At 56.7% G+C, this 233-nt stretch carries 1 protein-coding gene; it reads left to right on the forward strand.

Annotation, left to right across the window (positions count from 1 at the left end):
* Positions 1 to 221 (forward strand): hypothetical protein (locus tag AC5RV1_RS21495; protein WP_493995969.1); only part of this gene is annotated, 221 nt, incomplete at its 5' end.
* Between the last annotated feature and the right edge of the window lie 12 nt (positions 222 to 233).

Here is a 233-nt window from a genome sequence, read left to right on the forward strand (position 1 = left end):
AAACAGCTATCCCGGAGAATGCCGGGTTCAAGGTCTGGCTTCGCCGGCTCTACACCGCACCAACCACCGGCGAACTGGTCGCGATGGACTCCAAGGCACGGCTCTTCCCACCGGGCCTCCGCCGGTTCATTCAAATCAGGGATGCTTCTATATACGTCAAGCCCATCTTGTTCGATCGATCCGGCACGCGCGTACATGATCTTTTACCAGGCGCAGATTAGCTTCTTGAGTGA

The organism is Arthrobacter sp. Hb9-2 (genome assembly GCF_059091165.1).